Source organism: Mesorhizobium sp. C399B, assembly GCF_030323185.1.
Taxonomy (GTDB): Bacteria; Pseudomonadota; Alphaproteobacteria; order Rhizobiales; family Rhizobiaceae; genus Mesorhizobium.
On the sequence record NZ_CP100472.1, the window covers coordinates 130,878 to 148,573 of the forward strand.

The following is a 17,696-nucleotide window of genomic DNA, read 5'->3' on the forward strand; positions in this document are numbered from 1 at the left end:
GCTCACTATCGTCGCGACAAATACGGGCTGTTCTCACTCCAGAGGTTTTTACATGCGCACGCGTCACGCCGTCATGCTTGCACTTTCCGCGCTTTGCATTCCAGCCGTCTCCATGCCGCTGCAGAAAGCCAACGCGCTGGAGCCTGAAAAATACACGGTCTATTGCGCCAACGATCACATCGAGGTTTCGTTCTGGGATCTCGAGCAGATGAAGGTGCGCAACGGCTCCGATGTCTGCCAGTTCCAGAGCTACACGAGCTACTCAAGCGCCTTGAACTTCGCGCAGAAGAATTTTGGTGGGGAAGGGGCGAGTTGCAGCTGCTAGGAGTGCTGGCTTGGAGTGCGCTGTTCAGGGAAAGAAAGATGGTGGGCGATGCAGGGATTGAACCTGCGACCCCACCCGTGTGAAGGGTGTGCTCTCCCGCTGAGCTAATCGCCCGCTCGTTGCCCGAAGGCCAAGCGAGCCGCGATATAAGGGAGGCAGGGTCGTGAAGTCAAGGAGATGCGCCGGCCTTCTGTGCCTGAAATAGCCGAGGACAGGCGCTGCCGCGGAATCCCCGTTTCGCTCAGCCGGCCGCCGCCGCAATCAGCCGTTCCGCCAGGTCGAGCGTCAGCGCGTCGAAATGCGAAATCACCGCCGACGGCTCGAATTCTCTGACATGGCGGTCGGTGTAGCCGAAATCGACGGCGACCACCGGAATGCCGGCGGCCTTGGCCGTGTCGATGTCGGTCTGCGAATCGCCGACCATCAGCGCATGGTGCGGGTCACCGCCGGCGAGCCTGATGGTTTCGGTGAGATGGCGCGGGTCGGGCTTGCGGAAGGCGAACGTGTCCTGGCCGGCGATCGCGGCGAAATGCTTTGTCAGGCCGAGCGCCTCGATCAGCGCTTTCGAATTCGCCTCATATTTGTTGGTGCAGATGGCAAGCAGATAGCCGGCCGCCTCGAAGCGGGCGATCGCCTCGACCACGCCGGGGTAGGGGCGCGACTTGCCGGGAATGTTGACCGTGTAGTGATCGAGGAACAGTTTCAGCAGCCGGTCGTGCTCGTCCACTGCCAACGACTTCTGCTGCGCGGTATGCGCGCGCTCGATCATCACGCGTCCGCCCTGGCCGACAAAACGCCGGAAGCCTGCCTCATCGACAGCGGCAAGCTCGCTGGCGGCAAGGCTGTGATTGAGGCTGTCGAGCAGGTCCGGCGCCGTGTCGATCAGCGTCCCATCGAGGTCGAACACGATGATCGGTTGGGTCATGGCCTATCCTGTGGCTGATGCATTGCAGGCAGGCGATAGCGGCTGCGCTTCTTTCAGGCAAGCCGGTGCGAGCCAAAGTCTTTGACCCTGCGGGCAAAAGTGCTAGGAGCGCGCATCCAGAAAAATCAGAACCAAGCCAAATCCCCGGGGCGAGCATGGATGCGAGGCAGTTGAAGGTCGAGGCCGCGCGGGCAGCCCTTGCCCATGTCAGCGACGGCATGCGGCTCGGCATCGGCACCGGGACGACGGCCGACGAATTCGTGCGGCTGCTGGCCGAAAAGATCGCCACCGGCTTGTCCGTCATCGGCGTGCCGACGTCGGAGCGCACTGCAGCCCTTTGCCGCGAACTTGGCGTGCCGCTGTCGACGCTTGAGGAAACGCCCGAGCTCGACCTTACCGTCGACGGCGCCGACGAGATCGACGCGGCGCTGACGCTGATCAAGGGCGGCGGCGGCGCGCTGCTGCGCGAGAAGATCGTCGCGGCGGCATCTCAGCGGATGATCGTCATTGCCGATCGCTCGAAGATGGTCGACACCCTTGGCCAGTTTCCCTTGCCGATCGAAGTCAACCGGTTCGGCCTGCGCGCCACCGAAATCGCGGTCGCGGCAGCGGCCAAAAGTCTCGGCCTTTCCGGCCCGGTTACATTGAGGATGACGGGGGGCCAGCCTTTTGTTACAGACGGCGGCCATTTTATCCTCGATGCATCTTTTGGCCGCATTCCGGATACAAGAGCGCTTTCGAATGCTCTCCATGCCATTCCTGGTGTGGTCGAGCATGGTCTTTTCATCGGGCTGGCGTCAGCGGCCATCATCGCCGGCGGCGACGGCATCCAAACCGTCCATGCCGCCCGAAAACCAGGGAGTTCTACCGATCATGATGTTGCATAACCGGGTTCGCAATCTTTGCGCCGTTCTGGCGGCTTCGGCCGTTTTCGCCTTCTCCTCCCCGGCGTTCTCGCAGGAGATCACGGAATCGCATCTGAAGGCGGCACGGGCGGCGGTCACGGCAATCCACGCGACCGACTCGTTCGACAACATCCTGCCGCAAGCGGCGGCCTCGCTCGAGCAGCAGCTTATCCAGAAGAACCCTGATATGCAGGAGCTGATCGGCAAGACCGTCGGCGAAAAGGCACTGGCGCTGGCCTCGCGCCGTGCCGATCTGGAGAAGGAAGCAGCGCTCGCCTATGCCAAGGTGTTCTCCGAGAAGGATCTCACCGACATCGCCGCCTTCTACAATTCCGATGCCGGCAAGAAGCTGCTCGACAACGGCCCCAACGTGACGCGCGAACTGGTCAAGGCCGCCGACATCTGGCAGAACGGCCTGGCGCGCGATCTCGCCCAGCAGGTCGGCGAAACGCTGGCAGCCGCCGCGAAGGCCGCTGCTCCGGCCGCGCCTGCGCCGGATAACGCAACTGCCCCCGCCGATGGCGCTGCACCTGCCGACGGCGATGCGCCCGCAGACGGTGACCAGCCGGAAGCGCCGAAGAACTAAGACGTCTGATTTCGCCACCGGCATCCTTGCCGCTGGACCAGAAAGCCCGGTGGAAACCGGGCTTTTCTTTTGGCTTCATGCGGCCTACCTGTCTCAAACATTTCTTGAGGCAAGGAACAGCAGCATGGGCGGTTACGACTACGATCTCTTCGTGATCGGCGGCGGCTCCGGCGGGGTGAGAGCGGCGCGCGTGGCGGCAGCGCTCGGCAAGCGTGTCGGCATCGCGGAGGAATACCGCTATGGCGGCACCTGCGTCATCCGTGGCTGCGTGCCGAAAAAACTCTATGTCTATGCCTCGCAATTTCCCGAGCATTTTGCCGACGCCGCCGGCTATGGCTGGACGGTGCCGGAGGCGAGCTTCGACTGGCCGACGCTGGTCGCCAACAAGGACCGCGAGATTGCCCGTCTGGAAGCGATCTACGAAAAGAACGTGAAAGGCGCCGGCGGCGAGACGTTCCACTCGCGCGCCATGCTGGTCGACCCGCATGTCGTGCATCTCCTGGGCGATGACCGCACCGTCACCGCCGACCAGATCCTGATCGCCACCGGCGGCCGGCCGGCGCCGCACCCGGCGCTGCCCGGTCACGAGCATTGCATCTTTTCCAATGAGGTTTTCGACCTCAAGCAACTGCCGAAGGCGATCATGATCGAGGGCGGAGGCTACATCGCCGTCGAATTCGCCAATATCTTCCATGGCTTGGGCGTCGACACCACGCTGGTCTATCGCGGCAAGGAGATACTGTCACGCTTCGACATGGACCTGCGGCACATGCTGCACGAAACCATGGAAAGGAAGGGGATCAAGATCCTCTGCCACGCCGTGTCGGAATGGGTCCGCAAACGGCCGGACGGCAGGCTGGATGCGTTGGTCACCGGCGGCAAGGTACTGACGATCGACCAGGTCATGCTCGCCATCGGCCGCCTCCCAAACACCGAGAATATGGGCCTGGAAGGCGTCGGTATCGAGCTCGGCATAACCGGCGCCATCGTTGTCGACCAGTATTCCCGCACCAACATCGACAACATCTGGGCGATCGGCGACGTCACCAACCGCGTGCAGTTGACGCCTGTGGCGATCCACGAAGCCATGTGCTTCATCGAGACCGCATTCAAGGGCAATCCGACCGCGCCCGACCACGACACCATTCCGACCGCCGTCTTCTCACAGCCGGAGATCGGCACCGTCGGGCTGTCCGAGGACGATGCCGTCAAGCGCTACTCCGATATCGAAATCTACCGCGCCACATTCCGGCCGATGCGGCACACGCTGTCGGGCCGCGACGAAAAGATGCTGACGAAGCTGGTGGTCGATGGCGCCACGCGAAAAGTGCTCGGCGCGCACATCCTCGGGCCGGACGCCGGCGAGATGGCGCAGTTGCTCGGCATTCCGCTGAAGGCCGGCGTCACCAAGGATGATTTCGACCGCACCATGGCCGTCCACCCGACGGCAGCGGAGGAACTGGTCACCATGTACAAGCCCACCTACCGCGTGAAGAACGGCGTGCGGGTCGATTGACGCCCGCGCGCTCGATCTTGAAGAACCCCCCATGGCAGCCGCTGTTGCCACCGCGATGGGAGGCCTGAAGCTTATTACAACAAAGTGCCGCGCAGGATGACCAGCGCCACCGAGAAATAGATCACCAGGCCGGTGACATCGACCAGCGTGGCGACGAACGGCGCCGAGGCGCTCGCCGGATCGAAGCCGATCCGTTTCAGCGCGAACGGCAGCATCGACCCCGACAGCGAGCCGAAGGTGACGATGCCGACGAGTGCTGCCCCCACGGTCGCCGCGATCAGCGGCCAATGCGGCCCATAATCGTAGAAGCCCATATATTGCCAGAGCGCGATGCGGCAGATGCCGACCACGCCAAGCATGGCGCCGAGCACGAAGCCGGTGGGCAATTCGCGCAACGCCACCCGCCACCAGTCGCGAAGGCCGATCTCGCGCAGCGCCAGCGCGCGAATGACGAGCGAGGTCGCCTGCGAACCGGAATTGCCGCCCGAGCTCATGATCAGCGGGATGAACAGGGTGAGCACGATCGCTTTTTGCAGTTCGCCTTCATAGCTTTGCATGGCATTGGCGGTCAGCATCTCCGAGATGAACAGCGCGCACAGCCAGCCGCCGCGCTTCTTGATCATCGCGAGAAAGCTCATCTTCATGTAGGGCTCGTCGAGCGCCTCCATGCCGCCGAAACGATGCGCGTCCTCGGTCGTCTCCTCGATCATGGTGTCGATGATGTCGTCGATGGTGACGATGCCGAGGATCTTGCCGTGGTCGACGACGGGAACCGCGAGCAGGTCATATTTGGAGATCGTCTGCGCCAGTGTCTCGCGATCGGTCAGCGGCGTCACCGTCACCGGGGCGCGATCCGGCGCCACCGACAGGATCGGATCGTCCGGCTCGCCGGTGATCAGCCGGCGCAGGCCGGTCGAGCGCACCAGCACATGCGTGTCTGGATCGACGATGTAGATGGCGTAGACGGTCTCCCGCGTCCGCTCCACCTTGCGGATGTAGTCGAGCGTGCGCCCGACGGACCAGTCCGACGGCACGCTGACGAATTCGGTCGTCATGATTGAGGCGGCGCTGCCTTCGGGATAGCCGAGAATGGAAAGCAGCGTTGCCCGCAGCGGCGGGACCAACCCGCCGAGCAGCTCGGAGCGCGTCGGCTCATCCAGCTCTCGCAGAATATCGGCGGCGCGGTCGACCGACATGGCGGTCAGCAGCTTGCACGCCTTGGCGCGCGGCAGCGCCTCGGCCAGATCGGAGGCGCCGTCGAGTTCAGGCTGGTCGAAGATCTCGACCAGCCGCTCGAACGGCATTTCGCAAAGCAGTTCTATCGCGGTATCGCGAGCTTCCCGGTTCAGGGCCTCGACGACATCGGCGACGTGATCATTGGCAAGGATACGCGCGATAGCGACGGCATCGTCGCCCGCTACGACGGGGGTAAATTCGTTCATGGCTCACTCCTTGCCGTCCGGCGGGACGTGAGCCGTTAGAGGTCACATCGAGGCGGACGGCGGTTGCGTTCGACTACTGTCGCCAGGCATGGCGCGGTGACCTTTCTGCTCGCGGGTTCGAGTTGGAATTCAGCGAGCGGGCGCAACATAGGAGCGCATCTTGGCGAGTCAATCGCGGGGGTGGCGGAAAACAGCCGGGAGCCGGCCCAATCGCGAGACTGTGATGATTATTGAAGGGGGAGGGAGCGAGTGCCCCGCCGCCAGTGGCGGAACGCGCTTCGGCGTGGCTGCTATTTCTGCTTCAGCCGGCGTGAAAAACGCATCCATTTGTCCTCGACCGGCCGCGGCTGCGTAAGGATGGTGGTGAGCTCGCGCGGAAGGTTCGGAACAAGCGGCCTCTTGGTGGCGACGCCGTCGGCGATCGCGACCACGCTATGGTAGAATTCCTCGCCCGAGGCCGAACGTGGCGGCACCGCCTCATGCATGATGCTGATCACCGTGACATCGGGACAGTTGTCCTTGATGGCCTGGTGGAAGGCGATCTTGCCATCCGGATCGAGCGCGCCGGTCGCTTCGTCGAGGAACAACAGTCCCGGTTGCTGCAGCACGATGCGGGCCACAACCAGCTTCTGCTTCTGGCCGCCGGACAGCAGCTGGTCCCAGATCTTTCCCTCGCGGCTTTCATCGGCCATGTGTTCGATGAAATCGCCAAGGCCGGCCTTGTGCAGGGCTGCCGCGACCTGCGCATCGCCATAGTCGTCCTCGGAGCCGGGCAGGCACACCAGCTGCTTCAGCGACACCAGCTGCAGCTTGACCTCCTGTGCGGCATAGAAGCTCCTCACACCGTCAGGGAAGACGATGGTGCCGCGGCCATAAGGCCACAAGCCGTTGATCGCCTTGATCAGCGAAGTCTTGCCGCAGCCGGATTCGCCCTTGAGGAATGCCCACTCGCCGCGCCGAAAGCGCAGATTGGCTGCGCTCAGGAACGGCGTGGCGTCTTCACCCTGATGCGCCAGTTCAAGCTTCTGGATGGTCAGGCCGAAGACCGGGTTCTGGCTGGCATAGTGGAAATCGGAACGGCCGGTCTGGCTGTAGAATTCCTGCGGCTGTTGGACGTTTTCAATGGCGTGCGCCAATTCAATGACGCGCTGGCTGTTGGCCCGCAAGGTGGCGAGACTCGGCATGACATGGATGAACCAGGAACATTTGCTGATCAGCGCGTTGACCTGCTCGGAACCGGTTATGTAGCCCTTGAGGTCGACGCCGTTGTGGATGAACGGCACCAGACCAGGTCCGTAGGCGACAACTTTGGCCCCGACGAAATTATAGACCGATTCGAATCCCGCATAGAGGGTGTTGACGATGTTGAGCTTCGACCAGGTGGTATCGATATCGAGATAGAGCCGTCCATGTATCGTCTTTTGCACGTCTTCGCCTTGCGACGCCGACACATGGAAACTGCGGCGCAACAAGGTGATCAGCTCGCTGCGATAGGTGCCTTCGGCCTTCTGCATCCTGACATTGAGCCACTCCAGCATTCCGCCGAGTTTGATCGCGATCCAGGTATTGACGGGCACATAGATGGCAACCGCCAGCAGAGCGAGGACGGCGCTGCCATAGCTGCCGAGGGCATCCAGGCCTTTTACCTCCACGGAATTCGCCAGCAAAGCGCCGCCGACAAAATAAAGTGAGGTGAAGACGCCGAAGACACCTTGGGCAAGCCCGATGGCGCCGCCCGCCATGTCTTTGATGGATTCCTGCACGCGCTGATCGATGTTGTCGGGCGCTGGCGCATCTGGCGAGCCATTCTGAGCGTGGTAGTGAGTATGGTTGGTATCAAGCAGCGCCGCATTGAAACGCGCGTTCAACCAGGCGCGCCATTTGCGATGCAATGTCGCCGATACAAATTTGCAGGCGCCTATGATTCCCATGTCCTTGAACACGACCAGCAGCACAAGCAGGCCGGCATTGGTAAGCACCGATTCAAGGGGCGTGGTATTCGCGGCGTCGTGAAAAAAAGCGATTGAGGCTGCCAGTTCGCCCGCCAACACGGTAAACCAGACGTCGGCCTTGCTCGACAGGGCTATGATGAGTGCGAGGACGACGGTGAGAGCCCAGGCCTCTCTCCACCGGTCCGAGAACCAGTAGGCCCGCATCAGTCCCCAGAAGGTCCGCATCGACGATACTGGCGTCAGGGGCGGCGGCCCGGCGGGGGCGTCGCGGTTCCAAAGTGCCGATATTGAACGTCGCGGTCTGTCGACCCGAATCACAATCCCGCCCAAACCTTTTTAGTTTTGTTACGGATAGTAACACCAATTGATCATTTTCTATGAATTTTATCCCGGCGAATGTGAGGCAGCCCACCCCCCGTTGCCATGAGGCAACAGTTGGTGCTGCAAGACCGCCGTCTTTGGGCCGAATTTGTCCTTTGTTTCAATGTGTTGCGAGAACGCTCAGATGTGCGAAAATATTCCCCGAGGGAAGGCTCATACACGCCTTTGTGACCAAAAGGCCTGCCCGTCGGCCGGTTTTCCCACCGCGCGCTAACCGGATCGCCCGAAAAATTGCCGTCCGTGATCGCCCCAGGCCGCCCGAATCATTTCACGGGCCATCATGGTTGGGCACGCAAGATCGTCGCTCCTGCACGGCGACTGCTCATGAGTTGGCCCACGCTTTTTAGCTGCAGCTCAACACCGTTTGACAATCAAGCGCACTGGAATGAACCTTGCCGGGCACTGTCGGCACCGATGCATGTCCGGTCCCCAACAAGGAAGCTCCCCAATGCTTGCACGCGCAGCCGTTCCCGCAATGGTGACGCTCTTTGCCTGGCTGCCTCTTGCGCATGCCGTCAGCCAGACCATTCCGGCAAGCGCCGAAGGGCAAATCGAGTTCAATGCTCCGTCCGGCAACATCGGCTGCATCTACACGCCGAAGGGCGGCACCAGCACCTACGAACCACAGGATGGCGGTCCGGAACTGAGCTGTTCGCGCGTCGAGCCCAGCTACGTCATCGTGATCCTTGGGCCGAACGGCCCGGCGACATTGATCAAGAATCCGGGAGAGCAGGGCTGCTGCAGCGATGTCGCGAAGCTGGCCTATGGCAACAGCTGGAGCAAAGGGCCGTTTACCTGCCAGTCGTCAACCAAGGGACTGACCTGCACGGGCAGCAACGGGCATGGCTTCTTCCTCAGCAAAGCCAAGGTGACGGTGAAATAACCCGAGCATGATCCCGAAAAGTGGTTGCCGGTTTTCTCGGACAAACGGGAAACCGTTTTGTCCAGAGATCATGCTCAAACAAGGAGATAGAGCCCATCCCGATTTCCATCGGGATGGAACAGGCTCTAGCCGGCCTTTTCCAGCTCGCCCTTGGCCTTTGCGGCCGCGACTTGGCGGATGGCATCAGTCAGCGTGTCGGCGTCCTGCGCGCCCATGACGGCGTATTTGCCTTCGAGCAGGAAGCACGGCACGCCAGTGATCCCCATCCGCGATGCCGTGGCGATTTCTGTGCGCACCTCCTCGAGGTCGGCATCGGTCGGCAACAGCGTTTCGACCACGGCAGCGTCCATGCCTGCCTCGCGGGCGGCATCGACCAGCACGGCGTGGTCGCCAATATTGCCGCCTTCCTCGAAATACAGCTGGAACAGCCGGCGCACGAGCCGGTTCTGCACGGCTTCACCGGCGGCACCGGCCCAGCGGATGACACGATGCGCGTCCAGCGTGTTGGCGGCCACCTTGATGGCGTCGAAAGCGAAATCGATGCCTTCGGCTTCGCCGAGCGGCTCTATGCGGGCATGCATCTGACGGATGCGCTCGTCGCTGCCGAATTTGGCCAGCATGTATTCGCGCCGGTCCTTGCCCTCGGATGGGATGGTCGGGTCGAGCTGGAACGGCCGCCAGCGCACATGAACCTGGACGTCGCCAGCAGCGGCGATCGCCTTGTCGAGCCGCCTCTGGCCGACGAAGCACCAGGGGCAGACGACGTCGGAGACCACGTCGATGGTAATGGAATTGTCATCGCTCATCTTGATCTCCTGCAGCCGAACGTTTCAGCGAGACCGATCTCGGCCACGCTCAGTTCGGCTTGCGCCACCAGGTCGGCCATTGATAACCGAATATGGGCGTCTTTTTGGGATGGTCCAGATAATTCCAGTAGGCGAGCCATTGCTGCGCGTTGTACTGCATCGGCACCATGTAGTTGCCGGAGATCAGCAATCGGTCGAGCACGCGCACGGCGGCGACATAGTCTTCCTTGGTCCGTGCTCTAAGCATCGCGTCGATCGCCGCGTCGACCGCTGGATCGGCGACGCCGGCCAGATTGAATGAACCTTCTCTTTTGGCCTCTGAAGAACCCCAGCGAAGGTTCTGCTCCATACCGGGAGACAGCGAGTTGCTGAACCCGCTCGACCCGACAAGAACCTCAAAGTCGAAACGCTGCTTGCGCGACTGGATCTGGTCGGCCTCGAGGCTGCGGATGGTCACCGCGATGCCGATCTTTTCCAGCGAGCGCTGATAGATGGCGGCAAAGCGTTCCTCGTCCTGCGACGCCGTCAGGATCTCGAAACCGAACGGGTTTCCCTTGGGATCCAGCAGGACGCCATCCCTAACGGCGTAGCCCTGGCTCTTCAGCAGGTCGAACGCCAGCTTCAGCACCTTGCGGTCCTGGCCGGTGCCGTCATTCACCGGCGGGCGCCAGCTGCCGTCCATGACATCGGCCGGCACGCGGCCGGGGTAGGGCGCCAGCAGCGCCTTTTCCCTGTCGCTAGCGGGATGGCCGAGCGCGGAAAGTTCGGAATTCTGCCAGTAGCTCATCGTGCGCGTGTACTTACCGCCGAACAGGTTCTTGTTGGCCCATTCGAAGTCGTAGAGCATGCCGAGCGCGCGCCGCACCTCCGGATTGGAAAACTTCTCCAGTCGCGTGTTGAACAGGAAGCCGGTCACCACGGGCGGTATGCCGGTGTCGAAGGTCTCGGCGATCACCTCGCCGCGATGAAAGGCGGGAAAATCGATATCGCGCTCGCGCTTGACCGGATCGCCCTCATCGTAAATGGCGCAGATGCCTTTCTTGAACGCTTCCGTCTTGGCGTTGGCGTTGAGGAAGTACTCGATGGTGATCTGGTCGTAATTGTCGAAGCCGCGCTTGGAAGGGATGTCCTTGCCCCAGTAATTTGGATTGCGCTTGAAGACGATGCGCTGTCCCGGCTGCACCTTGTCGATGGTATAGGGACCGCTGCCGATCACCGGCTTCAACGTCGTCTTGTCGAAGGTATCCTTGTTGAAGGCGTGCTTTGGGATGATCGGCGTTAGCGCGATGATCAAGGGGGTCTCGCGATTGGCCTTGTCGTTGAAGGTGAAGCGTACGCTGTGATCGCCGGTCTTTTCGAGCTTGGCGATCAGGCTCATGCGGTCCCTATAGGGCGGGCGGCCCTTGTCGGTGAAGACATCGTAGGTGAAAAGCACGTCATCCGGCGTCACCGGCTCGCCATCGGACCACTTTGCATTTGGGTTGAGATGGAACTCGATCCACTTGCGCTCGGGATCCATATCGGCCGTGTCTGCGAGCAGGCCATAGAGGCTGAAGGCCTCGTCGTAGTTGCGCATCATCAACGGCTCGAAGACGAGATTGCCGAAAATGAGGTCCTGCATGCCGCGCGCCGTGGTGCGCAGGCTCTTCAGGATGAACGGGTTCAGATTGTCGAAGCTGCCGACGACGCAGTAAGTGATGTTGCCGCCCTTGGGCGCATCGGGATTGACGTAGTCGAAATGCTGGTAGTCGGCTGGCAGCGCCGGCTCGCCCTGCATGGCGATGGCATGTTTCGGTTCCGACATCGCCACGCCGGGTGCAAAGGCGAAGAACGAAATTGCGGCGATCAGCCAAACAAGAATGCGGCCCATGACCGTCTCCTTACTGGGCGGCTTGATGATTCGGAGTGCACCCTAACATGGCGCCGCGGCGCTCCGGCCAGATACATCAACCCAAATCGCACGACCCAAATTGCGAGGCCAAGAATTGCAGGCGGCGGGCTGGATTCGGCTGCTCATGCAGTGTAACACGCGCTCCGAAGTCATTCTGTTGCCTCAATTCGGCAACAGGTAGCAGGACCACACGGCGCGAAGAAGCCGGTCCCGGGATCATTTGAGAGGAAATGCACGACATGACGAGCCTGAACAGCAACGCATACCGCCTTTCGGTCCTGGCCGCGGGCGTGGTCGGCTTTCTGGGCGCCGGACTTCCCACCGCTTCGGCACAGCAACAGATTCCGCAGGGTTGGTTCAAGGCCTGCACCAAGCAGGAAGATGTCGACATCTGCAATGTCCAGAACATCATCACTGCCGGCAACGGCCAGTTCGTCACCGGCGTCAGCCTGATCGAGTTGAAGGGCAAGGTAAACCGCAAGGTCTTCCAGGTCACGGTTCCCCCAGGTCGCCTGGTGCCCCCCGGCATCGCCCTGCAGATAGACGCCGGCAAGGCGACGAAGCTGGATTATGTCATTTGCTTCGCCGACCGTTGCGTTGCCGAAGTGCCGCTGACCGACGCGCTCGTCGCGTCCTTCAAGAAGGGACAGGCGATCACGCTGACCTCGATCAACTTCCAGAGTCAGCCAAATCCAATCAAGGTTGCCTTGACCGGCTTCAGCGGCGCCTTTGACGGCGCGCCGCTGCAGCAGTCGGACATCGAGGATCGGCAGAAAAAACTTCAGGATTTCGTCGTCAAGAACAACCAGGACTTCGCCAAGAAGCTCAAGGACGAGCAGGCCAAGGCCAAAGCCGCCAACTAATCGCCGGGACAGATACCGGAGCGACAAAAAGCGGGGTCATGCCCCGCTTTTTTGTTGTCGTCACGTCGATGCAAGGTGATGTCAGTGTCTCGACTGGCGTTTTGGCTCATAGCGTCCGTCGGGCCGCTTGTCGAACATCTCGCCGATCTGTGGATGCCGGACCGGTTCGCCCGATTGATCCTCGAGCAGGTTCTGCTCGGAGACATAGGCGATGTATTCGGTTTCCGAATTCTCGGCGAGCAGATGGTAGAACGGCTGGTCCTTGCGCGGCCGCACGTCGGCCGGGATGGCTTCGTACCATTCGTCGGTGTTGGCGAATTGCGGATCGACATCGAAAATGATGCCGCGGAACGGAAACAGCCGATGACGAACCACCTGTCCGATCGAAAATTTGGCCGTTTTCATCATACTCACCACTAAGCCTCTAGAGCGCCCGGCGTCCCCTCGAATGTGCGAAGAGCGCTCTAAGACTTTGAATTTACACACACCGTGGCCAAAAATCGAGCCCGACTTAGGTCTGGGATCAGGCTTTATTTGGCGCAGAAAGCGTGTCAGTTCAATGCCGAAGCGCTTGACGCCCGATGAAGCTACGGGCTAGCCCGGTCCCGGGGTTTCGGGCCAGGGCAAAAATGTCTGACATTGTCGGTCTTGTTATTCCGTTCTTCGGGCTGATTTTCATCGGCTTTCTGGTCGCGCGCATAACCAGGCAGCCGCTGGAAGCGCTTGGCTGGATGAACACCTTCATCGTCTATGTCGCGCTTCCTGCCCTGTTCTTCCAATTGCTGGCCCGCACGCCGTTCGAACAGTTGACCGAATGGCGCTTCATCTTCGGCTCGGTATTTTCCACCTACACGATCTTCTCGATCATGTTCGTATGGTCGGTGACGGCGTCGCGCGGCGAGATCGCCCAGTCGACGATCAAGGCGCTGGCCGCGGCCTACGGCAATATCGGCTATATGGGGCCGGGGCTGGCGCTGCTCGCCTTCGGCGAACAAGCGGCGGTCCCCGTTGCGCTGATCTTCTGCTTCGAAAATATCATGCATTTCGCCATCGCGCCGATGATGATGGCGCTGTCGGGCGACGACAAGACATCGCCGTGGCGGCTCATCCTCGGCGTAGTCAGGAAAATCGTCCTGCACCCGTTCATCATCGCGACCGCGCTTGGCGTCGGCGCCGCCTATCTCGGCTTTCACCCACCGCAGCCGGTCGATCGCCTGCTCGAATATCTGTCTCGGGCGGCCGCCCCTTGCGCCCTGTTTGCCATGGGCGTGACGCTTGCGCTCCGGCCCCTCAACCGCGTGCCGCATGAGTTGGCGTCGATCGCGGCGCTGAAGCTGATCCTGCATCCATCGCTCTGCTACGTCGTGCTGAGCTGGATCGGGAACTTTTCCGAAATCTGGGTTTTTTCAGCCGTGCTTTTGGCGGCATTACCGACCGCAACCAACGTCTTCGTCATCGCCCAGCAATATGGCGTCTGGGTGCAACGCGCGTCGGCCAGCGTGCTGATCACCACCTGCCTCTCGGTGCTGACGGTGACCGGGCTGCTCTACATGATCCGCCACGGCATCTTACCGCCGGACCTGTTTCCCTGAACCGCCGGTAAGCGCCGCAAAGCCGCTGCCCGGCCTCAAGCCTTCGCGCATGAAAAAGGCGCGCAGCGGCGCGAAACTGCCGAGCACATTGAGGCCGGCGCTGCGTGCCATCTGCGCCGGCAACATGTCCGACAGCAACGACATGTTAAGCAGGTTGACCGCGCCCGAACGCGCCAGAATGTCGGGACGGCGCCTGGAATCATAGGCGGCCAAAGCCCTTGCGGCGCCAGGGTCGCCGCGATTTTCGCGTGCGATTCCAATCAGATCCTCGACGTCCCTGATGCCGAGGTTTAGACCTTGGGCCCCGATCGGCGGGAACACATGTGCAGCCTCGCCGACCAGCGCCACACGGTTTTGCGCGAAGCGCCCCGGTGATGCCGCTGAAAGCGGGTAAATTTGTCGGCCGGGCTCGACCGACACCCGGCCCAGCATCGACTGCATCTGCTGCTCGACACGCTCGGAAAGCGTCGCGTCATCGAGTGCGGCGAGGTCCTTCGCCGCCTCCGGTTTCACCACCCAGACGAGGCTGGAGCGGTTGCCGGGCAGCGGCACCTGGGTGAACGGCCCGGTCTCTGTGTGGAACTCGGTCGAGGTGAAGCCGTGTTCGCTGCGATGGCCAAAATTCAGCACCAGCGCCGCTTGGCGGTAGGATCGCACCGAGGCCACTATGCCTGCCGCCTCGCGCGCCGGCGACAGGCGCCCATCGGCAGCGACCGCAAGCGCGGCCGAGACTTCGCGACCATCAGTCAAGACGGCATGCGCCTGATCGGCGTCCAGACGCCAACTCTCGATCATCGACGTCAGCCATTCGATGTCGGGATGGGCCGCGACGGACTTGGCCAGCGTCGGGTTCAGCGCACTGTTGGGCAGGTTGAGCCCGAACTGCTCCTCGCCGATCTCCATGGCGCGAAAAGTCACCACCGGGCTGCGGATCAGCCGGCTGGTCGCATCAACGATGCGCATGACCTTCAGCGGCGCGGCCTTCGGCGCAAGTTCGGCCAGCACGCCCAGCCGATCGAGAACCTTGAGAGCAGGGTTCATCAGCGCCGTGGTCCGGCCATCGGGCCCGCCTGCTTCGGGTCCGACCAGGGTTACCGGAAAGCCCGCCTCGGCGAAACCGAGCGCCGCGATCAGTCCGGCAGGGCCGCTGCCGGCTACCAGTATCCGTGCTGTCTCGCGATGATCCAAATTGGACTTCCAGTTTGCGATGCAGGTGTCTACCCATGGATATAGGTCAGACCATGCGGCTTGATCAACGCGGCGATTAGGCTCATTCGATTGCCATGACCGGCCAGCAGGACGATTTCAGCCATCTCGACCGCGCCGGCCGCGCCACGGCAAGCCTGGCCCGCAGCCCCCGCCTGACGGTCAACATCGCCATCGCCGGCGGCATTCTGCTCGCCTGGTTTATTCTTGGCGCCATGGCGATCCGCGGCGCCGAAGCCCGGCTCCCCGGCGTACCAGGCGATGTGGTCCTGCGATATCTGCCGCAACTGCCGCTGCCGGATGTCCTCGACCGCTTCTTCGGCATGTGCCTGACGCCCGCACCACTTGATGCCGGCGGCGCACCGGTTCTGGCGCTGATCGTGATGTGGTTTTTGATGGCCGTGGCGACGATGCTGCCGTCGGCGGCGCCGATGATCCGTACCTATTGTGAAATCGCCGACACCGCCCGCATCAAGGGCGAGCCGGTGGCCCATCCGCTGGTCCTGGCTGCCGGCTACCTCTCGACATGGCTTGTCGCCTCTATCGGCTTCGCGGTGCTGACGTTGCTCGTCCACGCATTTACGTCCTCCGCTCGATTGCTCGATCCGGTGAGCGGCCTTGCCGCGGCGGCCGCGCTGCTGGTTGCCGGCCTCTACCAGTTCAGCAGCCTCAAGCAGGCCTGCCTGACAAAATGCCGGAACCCGTTCTCGACACTGTTTTCCAACTGGAGCGCGGAGCCGGGTGGCATCTTCCGGCTAGGGCTGAAGCAGGGCCTGTGGTGCCTCGGCTGCTGCTGGGCGCTGATGCTGGTGATGTTTGCCGTCGGCGCGATGAACGTGTTCTGGATGGCGCTGATCGGCCTGTTCACCTTGATCGAAAAACAGACCACCGGCAGCCTTCCAACCCGAGTGGCCGGTGCGATACTGCTTGTCTGGGCAATCGCCCTGCTAGTAGTCTCGGCATGACGGGGGATAATTCCATGGCAGAGCAAGGCTGGGCAATGAAAGGAGAGCTCGTACTCTCCTGCAATTGCACGGTTTTTTGTCCTTGCGTGCTGTCGCTTGGCAGCCATCCGCCGACGGAGGGTTATTGTCAGACCTGGGCGGGCTTCCGCATCGACGCAGGCCATTTCGGCGAGGTCGACCTGTCCGGCCTCAATCTCGGTCTGGTCATGGAAATCCCCGGCTATATGAGCCGCGGCAACTGGACCGCAGGCCTGTTCATCGACAAGCGAGCCTCCGTCTATGCGGTGAAAGCGCTGACCAGGATCTTCACCGGGAAGGCCGGCGGAACCACCGCGCTGTTGTCGATCCTTGTCGGCAAGTTCCTCGGCGTCGAGCAGGTGCCGATCACCTACGAGACGCGTGACAAGACCCGTATTTTCCAGATACCGAAGATCATCGACGGGGCGGTCACACCGATTCCCGGCAAGGATCGCGAGAAGGATACCGTGATCGGCAACTCGGAATACTGGATCGCGCCGGAGATCATCGTGGCCAGGTCCGACAAAAGCAAGATGCGGGCGTTCGGCCACAACTGGAACTTTGCCGGCCGCTCGGCCGAAATCTGCAAACTGGATTGGCGGGGCCCGTGAGCAAGAACACAACGGCCAGAAACGCCGCCAAAAAGATCACCGACCGGATTCCGAGGCCGAAGAAAAAGGTCACCTGGCCGCAGGCGCGGGCATTCTCGGTGCATCTGTTGACCGCGTCTGGCTCGTTCCTGGCCTTCCTGTCTCTGGTGGCGGCAAGCGAGCAACGCTGGACGGCGATGTTCTGGTGGCTGGGGCTGGCGCTGTTCGTCGACGGCATAGACGGGCCGATCGCGCGCAAGCTTGAGGTCAAGGAGATCCTGCCGACCTGGTCGGGCGAACTCCTCGACAACATCATCGACTATGTCACCTATGTGCTGATCCCCGCCTTCGCGCTCTACCAGCGCGGCTTCATGGGCGAAGGGCTGTCTTTCCTGTCCGCGGCCATCATCGTGGTGTCCAGCGCCATCTATTATGCCGACACCGGAATGAAGACGAAGGAGAACTTCTTCAAAGGCTTTCCGGTGGTCTGGAACATGGTCGTGTTCACGCTGTTCGTCATCGAGCCGGGACAGTGGGTGTCCTTCGGCGTCGTCGTGGCGGCCGGCATCCTCACCTTCGTGCCGATCAACTTCATTCACCCCGTGCGGGTGGTGCGGCTGCGGCCAATTAATCTTGGCATGACGCTGCTCTGGTGTGCTTTCGGTGCGCTGGCGCTGGCGCAGGCGGCCCTTGCCGCCTTCTACGACCAGATCGGCGTTTTGGGCGAACAGGTCAGCGTCTTTACCAAGGTCGGCATCACCATCACCGGACTTTACCTCGCCTGCATCGGCGGTATCATGCAGTTCTTCCCCAAACTCGGCGCCAAGCCGGACACTAAGAAAGCCTGACC

At 61.8% G+C, this 17,696-nt stretch carries 17 protein-coding genes and 1 tRNA gene; 10 read left to right on the forward strand and 8 right to left on the reverse strand.

Going from position 1 to position 17,696, the window contains the following annotated elements; all coding sequences use genetic code 11:
- Nucleotides 1–52: 52 nt before the first annotated feature.
- Nucleotides 53–325 (forward strand): hypothetical protein, encoded by a 273-nt coding sequence (locus NLY36_RS00620; protein ID WP_023696133.1) that lies wholly within the window; start codon nucleotides 53–55, stop codon nucleotides 323–325.
- 39 nt (nucleotides 326–364) lie between these two features.
- On the opposite strand, the gene NLY36_RS00625 is transcribed toward NLY36_RS00620, so the two are convergent.
- Nucleotides 365–439: transfer RNA gene (locus NLY36_RS00625), tRNA-Val, on the reverse strand.
- A 127-nt stretch (nucleotides 440–566) separates the two neighbouring features.
- The gene (locus NLY36_RS00630; protein ID WP_023736611.1) at nucleotides 567–1,250 is read right to left on the reverse strand and encodes a phosphoglycolate phosphatase; all 684 of its coding nucleotides are present in this window, start codon (nucleotides 1,248–1,250) and stop codon (nucleotides 567–569) included.
- Nucleotides 1,251–1,405: 155 nt separating this feature from the next.
- On the opposite strand from NLY36_RS00630, the gene rpiA reads away from it, so the two are divergent.
- The 3 genes from rpiA (at nucleotide 1,406) to gor (ending at nucleotide 4,257) form a co-directional block, all read left to right on the forward strand.
- Nucleotides 1,406–2,137, forward strand: a complete 732-nt coding sequence (gene rpiA / locus NLY36_RS00635) for a ribose-5-phosphate isomerase RpiA (protein WP_023736612.1) — start codon at nucleotides 1,406–1,408, stop codon at nucleotides 2,135–2,137.
- Nucleotides 2,124–2,741 carry a DUF2059 domain-containing protein gene (locus NLY36_RS00640; protein WP_023736613.1) on the forward strand — a complete coding sequence of 206 codons (618 nt, stop codon included), beginning with the start codon at nucleotides 2,124–2,126 and terminating at the stop codon, nucleotides 2,739–2,741. The genes rpiA and NLY36_RS00640 overlap by 14 nt, the downstream gene beginning before the upstream one ends.
- Nucleotides 2,742–2,865: 124 nt before the next feature.
- On the forward strand, nucleotides 2,866–4,257 hold the full coding sequence (gene gor / locus NLY36_RS00645) for a glutathione-disulfide reductase (RefSeq protein ID WP_023736614.1): 1,392 nt from the start codon (nucleotides 2,866–2,868) through the stop codon (nucleotides 4,255–4,257).
- Nucleotides 4,258–4,331: 74 nt separating this feature from the next.
- On the opposite strand, the gene mgtE is transcribed toward gor, so the two are convergent.
- Together mgtE and NLY36_RS00655 are read right to left on the reverse strand one after the other, a co-directional pair.
- Nucleotides 4,332–5,699, reverse strand: a complete 1,368-nt coding sequence (mgtE, locus tag NLY36_RS00650; RefSeq protein WP_023696129.1) for a magnesium transporter — start codon at nucleotides 5,697–5,699, stop codon at nucleotides 4,332–4,334.
- Nucleotides 5,700–5,989: 290 nt separating this feature from the next.
- Entirely contained in the window at nucleotides 5,990–7,876 is a 1,887-nt protein-coding gene (locus tag NLY36_RS00655; RefSeq protein ID WP_023696128.1) for an ABC transporter ATP-binding protein/permease, read from the reverse strand.
- 604 nt (nucleotides 7,877–8,480) lie between these two features.
- Between NLY36_RS00655 and NLY36_RS00660 the strand changes: the two genes are divergently transcribed.
- Nucleotides 8,481–8,915: a hypothetical protein gene (locus NLY36_RS00660; protein ID WP_023696127.1), complete on the forward strand. Its 435-nt coding sequence runs from the start codon at nucleotides 8,481–8,483 to the stop codon at nucleotides 8,913–8,915.
- Nucleotides 8,916–9,040: 125 nt separating this feature from the next.
- On the opposite strand, the gene NLY36_RS00665 is transcribed toward NLY36_RS00660, so the two are convergent.
- Together NLY36_RS00665 and NLY36_RS00670 are read right to left on the reverse strand one after the other, a co-directional pair.
- The gene (locus tag NLY36_RS00665) at nucleotides 9,041–9,721 is read right to left on the reverse strand and encodes a DsbA family oxidoreductase (protein WP_023696126.1); all 681 of its coding nucleotides are present in this window, start codon (nucleotides 9,719–9,721) and stop codon (nucleotides 9,041–9,043) included.
- Nucleotides 9,722–9,770: 49 nt separating this feature from the next.
- Entirely contained in the window at nucleotides 9,771–11,591 is a 1,821-nt protein-coding gene (locus NLY36_RS00670) for an extracellular solute-binding protein (RefSeq protein ID WP_023688488.1), read from the reverse strand.
- Between the two features lie 260 nt (nucleotides 11,592–11,851).
- Here NLY36_RS00670 and NLY36_RS00675 point away from each other — a divergent pair, with 260 nt between their 5' ends.
- The gene (locus NLY36_RS00675) at nucleotides 11,852–12,475 is read left to right on the forward strand and encodes an invasion associated locus B family protein (protein ID WP_023668972.1); all 624 of its coding nucleotides are present in this window, start codon (nucleotides 11,852–11,854) and stop codon (nucleotides 12,473–12,475) included.
- Between the two features lie 81 nt (nucleotides 12,476–12,556).
- On the opposite strand, the gene hspQ is transcribed toward NLY36_RS00675, so the two are convergent.
- Nucleotides 12,557–12,880 (reverse strand): heat shock protein HspQ, encoded by a 324-nt coding sequence (gene hspQ / locus NLY36_RS00680; protein WP_023668971.1) that lies wholly within the window; start codon nucleotides 12,878–12,880, stop codon nucleotides 12,557–12,559.
- Between the two features lie 224 nt (nucleotides 12,881–13,104).
- Between hspQ and NLY36_RS00685 the strand changes: the two genes are divergently transcribed.
- Nucleotides 13,105–14,067 (forward strand): AEC family transporter, encoded by a 963-nt coding sequence (locus tag NLY36_RS00685; RefSeq protein ID WP_023730586.1) that lies wholly within the window; start codon nucleotides 13,105–13,107, stop codon nucleotides 14,065–14,067.
- Here NLY36_RS00685 and NLY36_RS00690 read toward each other — a convergent pair.
- Complete coding sequence (locus NLY36_RS00690) at nucleotides 14,044–15,255, reverse strand: UbiH/UbiF family hydroxylase (RefSeq protein ID WP_023736615.1); 1,212 nt, start codon at nucleotides 15,253–15,255, stop codon at nucleotides 14,044–14,046. The two genes, NLY36_RS00685 and NLY36_RS00690, sit on opposite strands and share 24 nt — an antisense overlap.
- A gap of 95 nt (nucleotides 15,256–15,350) precedes the next feature.
- Between NLY36_RS00690 and NLY36_RS00695 the strand changes: the two genes are divergently transcribed.
- Genes NLY36_RS00695 through pcsA form a run of 3 tightly spaced genes read left to right on the forward strand, consistent with a single transcriptional unit; the run spans nucleotide 15,351 to nucleotide 17,694 of the window.
- The gene (locus NLY36_RS00695; protein WP_023736616.1) at nucleotides 15,351–16,238 is read left to right on the forward strand and encodes a DUF2182 domain-containing protein; all 888 of its coding nucleotides are present in this window, start codon (nucleotides 15,351–15,353) and stop codon (nucleotides 16,236–16,238) included.
- A 14-nt stretch (nucleotides 16,239–16,252) separates the two neighbouring features.
- Nucleotides 16,253–16,867, forward strand: coding sequence for a DUF1326 domain-containing protein (locus NLY36_RS00700; RefSeq protein WP_023736617.1), 615 nt, complete (start codon nucleotides 16,253–16,255; stop codon nucleotides 16,865–16,867).
- On the forward strand, nucleotides 16,864–17,694 hold the full coding sequence (gene pcsA / locus NLY36_RS00705; protein WP_023668966.1) for a phosphatidylcholine synthase: 831 nt from the start codon (nucleotides 16,864–16,866) through the stop codon (nucleotides 17,692–17,694). Before NLY36_RS00700 ends, pcsA begins: the two co-directional genes overlap by 4 nt.
- Nucleotides 17,695–17,696 lie beyond the last annotated feature (2 nt).

What these genes read in the sequence shown, in the direction of transcription:
- NLY36_RS00620 (WP_023696133.1), top strand. Translation starts at nt 53, where the DNA reads ATGCGCACGCGTCACGCCGTCATGCTTGCACTTTCCGCGCTTTGCATT.
- NLY36_RS00630 (WP_023736611.1), bottom strand. Translation starts at nt 1,250, where the DNA reads ATGACCCAACCGATCATCGTGTTCGACCTCGATGGGACGCTGATCGAC.
- rpiA (WP_023736612.1), top strand. Translation starts at nt 1,406, where the DNA reads ATGGATGCGAGGCAGTTGAAGGTCGAGGCCGCGCGGGCAGCCCTTGCC.
- NLY36_RS00640 (WP_023736613.1), top strand. Translation starts at nt 2,124, where the DNA reads ATGATGTTGCATAACCGGGTTCGCAATCTTTGCGCCGTTCTGGCGGCT.
- gor (WP_023736614.1), top strand. Translation starts at nt 2,866, where the DNA reads ATGGGCGGTTACGACTACGATCTCTTCGTGATCGGCGGCGGCTCCGGC.
- mgtE (WP_023696129.1), bottom strand. Translation starts at nt 5,699, where the DNA reads ATGAACGAATTTACCCCCGTCGTAGCGGGCGACGATGCCGTCGCTATC.
- NLY36_RS00655 (WP_023696128.1), bottom strand. Translation starts at nt 7,876, where the DNA reads ATGCGGACCTTCTGGGGACTGATGCGGGCCTACTGGTTCTCGGACCGG.
- NLY36_RS00660 (WP_023696127.1), top strand. Translation starts at nt 8,481, where the DNA reads ATGCTTGCACGCGCAGCCGTTCCCGCAATGGTGACGCTCTTTGCCTGG.
- NLY36_RS00665 (WP_023696126.1), bottom strand. Translation starts at nt 9,721, where the DNA reads ATGAGCGATGACAATTCCATTACCATCGACGTGGTCTCCGACGTCGTC.
- NLY36_RS00670 (WP_023688488.1), bottom strand. Translation starts at nt 11,591, where the DNA reads ATGGGCCGCATTCTTGTTTGGCTGATCGCCGCAATTTCGTTCTTCGCC.
- NLY36_RS00675 (WP_023668972.1), top strand. Translation starts at nt 11,852, where the DNA reads ATGACGAGCCTGAACAGCAACGCATACCGCCTTTCGGTCCTGGCCGCG.
- hspQ (WP_023668971.1), bottom strand. Translation starts at nt 12,880, where the DNA reads ATGAAAACGGCCAAATTTTCGATCGGACAGGTGGTTCGTCATCGGCTG.
- NLY36_RS00685 (WP_023730586.1), top strand. Translation starts at nt 13,105, where the DNA reads ATGTCTGACATTGTCGGTCTTGTTATTCCGTTCTTCGGGCTGATTTTC.
- NLY36_RS00695 (WP_023736616.1), top strand. Translation starts at nt 15,351, where the DNA reads ATGACCGGCCAGCAGGACGATTTCAGCCATCTCGACCGCGCCGGCCGC.
- NLY36_RS00700 (WP_023736617.1), top strand. Translation starts at nt 16,253, where the DNA reads ATGGCAGAGCAAGGCTGGGCAATGAAAGGAGAGCTCGTACTCTCCTGC.